Origin of the sequence: Streptomyces mayonensis (assembly GCF_018982965.1) — a bacterium.
GTDB classification, from domain to species: domain Bacteria; phylum Actinomycetota; class Actinomycetes; order Streptomycetales; family Streptomycetaceae; genus Streptomyces; species Streptomyces mayonensis.
In genome coordinates this window covers 20,219-27,709 of the sequence record NZ_JACBYP010000112.1, presented here as the reverse complement: position 1 = coordinate 27,709, position 7,491 = coordinate 20,219, and the positions used below count along the sequence as shown (strand labels likewise).

At 71.7% G+C, this 7,491-nt stretch carries 4 protein-coding genes; 3 read left to right on the top strand and 1 reads right to left on the bottom strand.

The window, feature by feature from the left end; translation table 11 throughout:
- The first annotated feature begins 231 nt into the window (after positions 1–231).
- The 3 genes from HZS56_RS30460 (at position 232) to HZS56_RS30450 (ending at position 4,807) form a co-directional block, all read left to right on the top strand.
- Positions 232–1,617 (top strand): class II fumarate hydratase, encoded by a 1,386-nt coding sequence (locus HZS56_RS30460; protein WP_216724036.1) that lies wholly within the window; start codon positions 232–234, stop codon positions 1,615–1,617.
- A 114-nt stretch (positions 1,618–1,731) separates the two neighbouring features.
- On the top strand, positions 1,732–2,442 hold the full coding sequence (gene fomD, locus HZS56_RS30455; protein ID WP_216724035.1) for a cytidylyl-2-hydroxypropylphosphonate hydrolase: 711 nt from the start codon (positions 1,732–1,734) through the stop codon (positions 2,440–2,442).
- Positions 2,443–2,740: 298 nt separating this feature from the next.
- Positions 2,741–4,807, top strand: coding sequence for a SpoIIE family protein phosphatase (locus HZS56_RS30450; protein ID WP_374201226.1), 2,067 nt, complete (start codon positions 2,741–2,743; stop codon positions 4,805–4,807).
- A 101-nt stretch (positions 4,808–4,908) separates the two neighbouring features.
- Here the strand turns inward: HZS56_RS30450 and HZS56_RS30445 are convergent, their stop codons facing one another.
- Entirely contained in the window at positions 4,909–7,212 is a 2,304-nt protein-coding gene (locus HZS56_RS30445; protein WP_216724033.1) for a transglycosylase domain-containing protein, read from the bottom strand.
- Between the last annotated feature and the right edge of the window lie 279 nt (positions 7,213–7,491).

The following is a 7,491-nucleotide window of genomic DNA, read 5'->3' as shown; positions in this document are numbered from 1 at the left end:
GAGCCCGTGACCACCGCCAGGGCCCTGCCCGAGCAGGCCACGAGGGACCGGGTCAACGGCTTCGACGACGTGACCTGCGGCCCGCCGGGGCGGGGGCGGCCGGCGCCCCCGCCCCCCCGGCGCCCCCCCCCCGCCGGGGGGCGCGGGGGGGGGCGGGGGGGGGGGGGCTAAACACCCCCGCCGGCCCACCCGCCCCGGAACATCCGCACCGCCCCGCACGCTGTACCCGGTATGAGCGACTACCGCATCGAGCACGACTCCATGGGCGAGGTCCGCGTCCCCGCGGACGCCAAGTGGCGCGCCCAGACCCAGCGCGCCGTCGAGAACTTCCCCGTCTCCGGGCAGCGCCTCGAACGCGCCCACGTCGAGGCCCTCGCGCGGATCAAGGGCGCCGCCGCCAAGGTCAACGCCGAGCTGGGCGTTCTCGCCCCGGACGTCGCCGCCGCGATCCAGGAGGCGGCCGACGAGGTCGCCGAGGGGAAGTGGGACGCGCACTTCCCCGTGGACGTGTTCCAGACCGGGTCCGGCACCTCGTCCAACATGAACACCAACGAGGTCCTCGCCACGCTGGCCACCGAGCGCCTCGGCCGCGACGTGCACCCCAACGACCACGTCAACGCCTCCCAGTCCTCCAACGACGTCTTCCCGTCCTCGATCCACATCGCCGCCACCGCCGCCGTCACCCGCGACCTGGTTCCGGCGCTCGACCATCTCGCCGGCGCGCTGGAGCGCAAGGCGGCGGAGTTCGCCGACGTCGTGAAGTCGGGGCGTACGCACCTCATGGACGCCACGCCCGTCACCCTCGGTCAGGAGTTCGGCGGGTACGCCGCCCAGGTGCGGTACGGCATCGAGCGGCTGGAGGCCTCCCTGCCGCGCCTCGCGGAGCTGCCGCTGGGCGGCACCGCCGTCGGCACCGGGATCAACACCCCGCCCGGCTTCTCCGCCGCCGTCATCGAGGAGGTGGCCCGCGCGACCGGGCTGCCGCTGACCGAGGCGCGCGACCACTTCGAGGCGCAGGGCGCCCGGGACGGCGTCGTGGAGACGAGTGGGCAGCTGCGGACCATCGGGGTCGGGCTGACGAAGATCGCCAACGACCTGCGCTGGATGGCGTCCGGCCCGGGCACCGGCCTCGCCGAGATCGCCCTGCCGGACCTCCAGCCCGGGTCGTCCATCATGCCCGGCAAGGTCAACCCGGTGATCCCGGAGGCGGTCCTCATGGTCGCCGCCCAGGTCACCGGCAACGACGCGACGGTCGCCGCGGCCGGAGCCGCCGGCAACTTCGAGCTGAACGTCATGCTGCCGGTGATCGCCAAGAACGTACTGGAGTCGGTGCGGCTGCTCGCCAACGTCTCGCGGCTGCTGGCCGACCGGACCGTCGACGGCATCGTCGCCCACCGCGACCGGGCCCGCGAGTACGCCGAGTCGTCCCCCTCCGTCGTCACGCCGCTGAACAAGTACCTCGGGTACGAGGAGGCCGCCAAGGTCGCCAAGAAGGCGCTGGCGGAGCGGAAGACGATCCGCCAGGTGGTGCTGGAGGGCGGGTACGTCGAGCGCGGCGACCTCACGCACGAGCAGCTGGACGAGGCGCTGGACGTACTGCGGATGACCCGTCCGTGACGGAGAAGCCCGAGGAGGCGGGGGGGGAGCGCGCCACCGGGTCCTGTCGCCGGATCGGGTTCCGCTCTCCCGGTCACCGGCGCGTCGCGTGGTCGGGGCACCTAATATCTGTCCATGGCAGACGGTGAAGCGGTGAGCGGGGTGACGGGCCCGGGGGCGGACGCTCCGGGTGTTCCGGCGGAGTTCTGGGCACCCGGGGACCGGATCCTGTGGCGGTACCGGGAGAACGGCGGCCCGCACATCCACATCGCACGGCCCGTCACCGTCGTCCGGCACGACGCCGACCTGCTCGCCGTGTGGCTCGCGCCCGGCACCGAGTGCGTGAAGCCGGTGCTCGCCGACGGCACCCCCGTACACCTGGAACCGCTGGCCACGCGCTACACCAAGCCGCGCACCGTGCAGCGCGACCGGTGGTTCGGCACCGGGGTGCTGAAGCTGGCACGGCCCGGCGAGCCCTGGTCGGTGTGGCTGTTCTGGGACCCGGGCTGGCGGTTCAAGAACTGGTACGTGAACCTCGAGGAACCGCTGGCCCGTTGGGCGGGCGGCGTCGACTCCGAGGACCATTTTCTGGACATCTCGGTGCACCCGGACCGCAGTTGGCACTGGCGGGACGAGGACGAGTTCGCGCAGGCCCAGCGGGACCGGCTGATGGACGCCCGGCTCGCCGGGCGGGTCCGTACGGCGGGCCGTGCGGCGCTCGCCCGGATCCGTGCCTGGGACTCTCCGTTCGCCGACGGCTGGGAGGACTGGCGGCCCGATCCCACGTGGGAGGTACCGTCGCTGCCGGGCGACTGGGATCGTACGCCCGCGCACGCGTCGTCATGAGACCCTTGATGTGCCCCCGGGCAGGAAACGTAGGATCGTCCTCCGCAAGGGAGCGCGGCGAGAGCAACCGGCGGAGCGTGCGCTGTGCTTGACCGATCGTCACCGAGGGGCGGCAAGACGTGAGCGAGGGGTACGAGGGCAACACGGAGACGGGCCGCAGACGGTCCGCCGGTGACACAGGAACAGCTTCTGACCACGCGGGAATCCCGTTCCCCGGGCACGTATTCGGGGTATCGGGATTTCTGCGGGACGAACTGCACGCGCCGCGCGCAGTCCCGGACGGATGGATTCGACACGCGTGACGGAGCACCCGACCTCCTTCGACCGCCCGCAGACGGGCGCCGACCCCACGGATCCCCGCGGGGCACTCATGCGTGCCGCCGCGGAGCCGCACGCCTCCGGGTCGGCGTTACCGGTACAGGGACACACCGGGCAGCAGCCGCCCGCCGCGGCCGAGGACTCCCCCGACGCCTTCGAGCAGCATGCCCAGCCGGGCGCCGGGCAGGCCGCCGAACCCGACACGCACCGCCCGCGGCCGGCGGGCGCGGCCGAGGGCGTCCCGGCGCAGCCGGGCGGCGGGCCGCAGCAGGCTGCCGTCGCCGCGGCGGGCGCGGACCGGCGCACCGGTCAGCTCACCGCGCCCGGGCAGCCCACGCCGATGCGGCGGGACGGGGACCGGCTGCGGTTCGTGGGCGCGGCGACGCGGCGGATCGCCCGGGGCATGGACCTCGACGAGATCGTGATGGGCCTGTGCCGGGCCACCGTGCCCACGTTCGCCGACGCGATCCTCGTCTACCTGCGCGAGCCGCTGCCGGTCGGCGACGAGCGTCCCACCGGCCCGCTGGTACTGCGGCTGCGGCGCACCGACCGGATACCGGCCGAGCGGGACACCGAGGGCGGCTTCATCCCGGCCGCCCAGCCGGAGCCCTCCGAACTGGAGACGGTCGGCTCGGAGCTGTGCGAGGTGCGGCCGGGCAGCGCGCTGGCCGAGGTGCTGCGCGGGGTGCGGCCGGTCTTCACGGACACGCCGGCCGCCCGCGCCGCTCTGCCGGAACTGCTGGGCGAGGAGCGGGACTTCGCCGTGCCGGACGGGAGGCGGGCGATCCTCGCGCCGCTGCGCGGGCGGCGCCGCGTGATCGGTGCCGCCCTGTTCCTGCGCGGCCCGGAGCGCGTCGCCTTCGAGGCCGACGACCTGCTGGTGGCGGCCCAGCTCGCCACGCACAGCGCCCTCGGCATCGACAAGGCGGTGCTGTACGGGCGTGAGGCGTACATCGCCGACGAGCTGCAGCGCACGATGCTCCCGGAGAACCTGCCGCGCTGCACCGGCGTACGCCTGGCCTCGCGTTACCTGCCGGCCGCCGAGACGGCCCGGGTCGGCGGCGACTGGTACGACGCCATCCCGCTGCCCGGCAGCCGCGTCGCGCTGGTCGTCGGGGACGTGATGGGCCACTCCATGACGTCGGCGGCCATCATGGGCCAGCTGCGCACCACCGCGCAGACGCTCGCCGGGCTGGACCTGCCGCCGCAGGAGGTGCTGCACCACCTCGACGAACAGGCCCAGCGGCTGGGCACCGACCGCATGGCGACCTGCCTGTACGCGGTGTACGACCCGGTCTCGCACCGCATCACCGTCGCCAACGCCGGCCACCCGCCGCCCGTCCTGCTGCACATGGGCGGCGAGGCCGAGGTGCTGCGGGTGCCCGCCGGGGCGCCGATCGGCGTCGGCGGCGTGGACTTCGAGGCCGTCGAGCTGGACGCCCCGGCCGGCGCGACCCTGCTCCTCTACACCGACGGGCTGGTGGAGTCCCGGCTGCGCGACGTGTGGACCGGTATAGAGCAGCTGCGGGAGCGCCTGGCCGCGACCGCGCAGCTCACCGGCCCGGACCATCCGCCGCCGCTGGAGGCGCTGTGCGACGAGGTGCTCGACATGCTCGGCCCGGGCGACCGGGACGACGACATCGCGCTGCTCGCCGCCCGCTTCGACGGCATCGCGCCCAGCGACGTGGCGTACTGGTTCCTGGAGCCCGAGGACGCGGCTCCCGGCAAGGCCCGCCGCCTGGCCCGGCGCGCGCTGGCCCGCTGGGGCATGGAGGACCTCACGGACTCCGTGGAGCTGCTCGTCAGCGAGGTCGTGACCAACGCGGTGCGCTACGCCTCCCGTCCGGTCACGCTGCGGCTGCTGCGCACGGACGTGCTGCGCTGCGAAGTCGGCGACGACGTGCCGCAGCTGCCCCGGCTGCGGCAGGCCCGCGCCACGGACGAGGGCGGGCGCGGACTGTACCTGGTGAACCGGCTGGCCCGGCGCTGGGGCGCGACCCGGCTGAGCACGGGCAAGGTGGTCTGGTTCGAGCTGAACCAGGGCTGACCTGGTCCTGAGCGCGAAGGCGCAGCAGAAAGGGGCGCCCGGTGAGTACCGGGCGCCCCTTCACAGGTTCGGGTCTTCCGCGCCTCCCCTGAGGGCCGTTACTACGGCCAGTCCCCGCCGGGGAAGCCGGGATCGTCCGATTCCGTGGACTCGCCACCGCCCGGCGGCGGTTCCGTGGACGGGCTGTTCGACGGCGACTCGCTCTCGGGCGGCTCGGGCGGCGACTCGCTCTCCGGCGGCTCACTCGTCGGCGACTGGGACGGCGGCGACTCGCTCTCGGGCGGTTCGCTCGACTCCTCCCGCGTCGGCGTCCGGCTCGGCGGTGCGGTGTCCGACGGCGTGTTGCTCGGCTTCACCGCGTTGCCCTGCTTGGTCTCCAGGTCGAACTTGCTGACCCCGTCCATGACGCCGAAGGTGTACGCCGCCCAGATCTCGGCGGGGAAGCCACCGCCGTTGACGCGGTCGACGCCGGCGGCCTTGTACAGCGGGACCTGGCTGTGGGTCTTCGCGTCCTCGCCGAACAGGCCGACCGAGGTGACCAGTTCCGGGGTGAAGCCGGTGAACCAGGCCGACTTGTTGTTGTCGGACGTACCGGTCTTGCCGGCCACCACCTGGCCGTCGCGCAGCGGGTTGTCCCGTACGGACGTCTTGGCCGTACCGTCGTCGACCACGCCGGTGAGCACGGAGGTCACGGTGTCCGCGGCCTCGCGGCTGATGACCTGCTGGCCCACGGGATCGGGGAACTCGATCGCGCGGTCCTTGTGCTCGGCCGCCTTGACGATGTTCGGGGTGACCTTCTTCCCGTGGTTGTCGAGGGTGGCGTAGACGCCGGCCATCTCCAGGGGGCTGGCGCCCATACTGCCGAGGGTCTGGGCGGGCACGGCCTCCATGCCCTCGGTGTCCATGCCGAGTTGGCCCGCGACCTTCACCACCTCGGGCATGCCGACGTCGATGCCCATCTGCGCGAAGACGGAGTTGACGGACTGGTTCATCGACTCCTGCACGTCGATGTCGCCATAGCTCTTGTCGTCCTCGTTGGGCGGTGCGAAGCCGACCTCCTGGCCGCCGTTCATCACGGGGCGTTCACTCGTGCCGTCGTAGATCGTCTTGGCGGTGATCGGCACGCCGTCCTGGGTCTCGGCGTCCTGGTCGACGGCGGCGGCCAGGATCACCGGCTTGAAGGTGGAGGCGGCCTGGTAGTCGTCGCGGGTGGCGTTGTTGGTGTAGTGCTTGATGTAGTCCACGCCGCCGTACATCGCCACGACCGCGCCCGTCTTCGGGTCGACGGACACGGCGCCGGCCTGGACGTCGGCGTCGACCTCGCGCTTGTCGGGGTCGAGCTTGCTGGTGAGTTTGGCCTTGACCGACTTCTCCAGCTCGGCCTGCTTCTTCTTGTCGATGTTGAGGGTGACCGTGTAGCCGCCGAGGTCCACGAGCGCCTTGGCCTGCTCCATGTCCTCGGCGTCGCCCTGGGCGACGAGCTGCTTCTTGAGCGAGTAGTTGGCCGCCTCCACCAGGTACCCGGTCTGGCCCTCCATGCCGGCGGCGGCCTTGGGTTCCTCGGGCTGCGGGAACTTCATGCCCTGGCGGTCGCTCCGGCTGAGCCACTTCTGCTCGACCATGTTGTCCAGGACGTAGTTCCAGCGCTCCTGGACGAGCTTCTTGCCGGTCTCGCTGGCGATCGCCCAGTCGTACTGGTTCGGTGCCTGGAGCAGCGCGGAGAGGTACGCGCCCTGTTCGACCGTCAGGTCCTCGGCGTCGACGCGGTAGTAGGCCTGGGCCGCGGCCTGGATGCCGTAGGCGCCGCGGCCGTAGTAACTGGTGTTGATGTAGCCGGCGAGGATGTAGTCCTTGGACTTGTCCCGGTCCAGCTTCAGGGAGATGACCAGTTCCTTGAGCTTGCGCGTGACCGTCTGTTCCTGGGACAGGTAGTAGTTCTTGACGTACTGCTGGGTGATCGTCGAACCGCCCTGCGCGCCCTTGCCGGAGAGCGTGTTGAGCACGCCGCGCGCGGTGCCCTTGAGGTCGACTCCGGTGTCGCTGTAGAAGGTCTTGTTCTCGGAGGCGACGAACGAGCGCTGGACGTCCTTCGGGATCTTCGCCAGGTCGACGATCTCACGGTTGCGTTCACCGGTGCGGGCCATGATGCTGCCGTCGCTGTACTTGTAGACGTTGCTCTGCAGCTCGGCCTCGGGGTTGCCCTCGGGGATGTCGATCACCATGTAGAGCACGATGAAGGCGCCCATGAGGAGCAGGCAGAGCCCCAGGAAGGTGCCGACGACCTTCTTCCAGGTGAACAGCCGGCGTATCCGGCCGCGGCCGTCCGCCGGGGCCGAGCGGCGGCGTTTGGGCGCCGCGCGGCGGCCACCGCGCTGTCGCGCTCTTCTCTCTTCCGCTCTTCCCATGAGTCGATCCGCTCCCGCTTCGGTCATCTGTCGGTCATCTGTGGGCACACCCTGCTCAGGCGTCACACAGGTTCGTCGCTCAGGTCAGCTCAGCAAGCTAACACCTGTAGATGTGACAAACGGCTGCCGATCCAGCCTTGTACGGACGTGAGAATCAGCACCCGCCCCACAGGAACCGACGCCCGAGAGCGGTTCGGGGTTGCCGTCGACGGGTAAAGTGATAACAAATAGAGAGCCTATAGATAGATGGACGATAGACGTACGGGCGCGGTCGGCCGT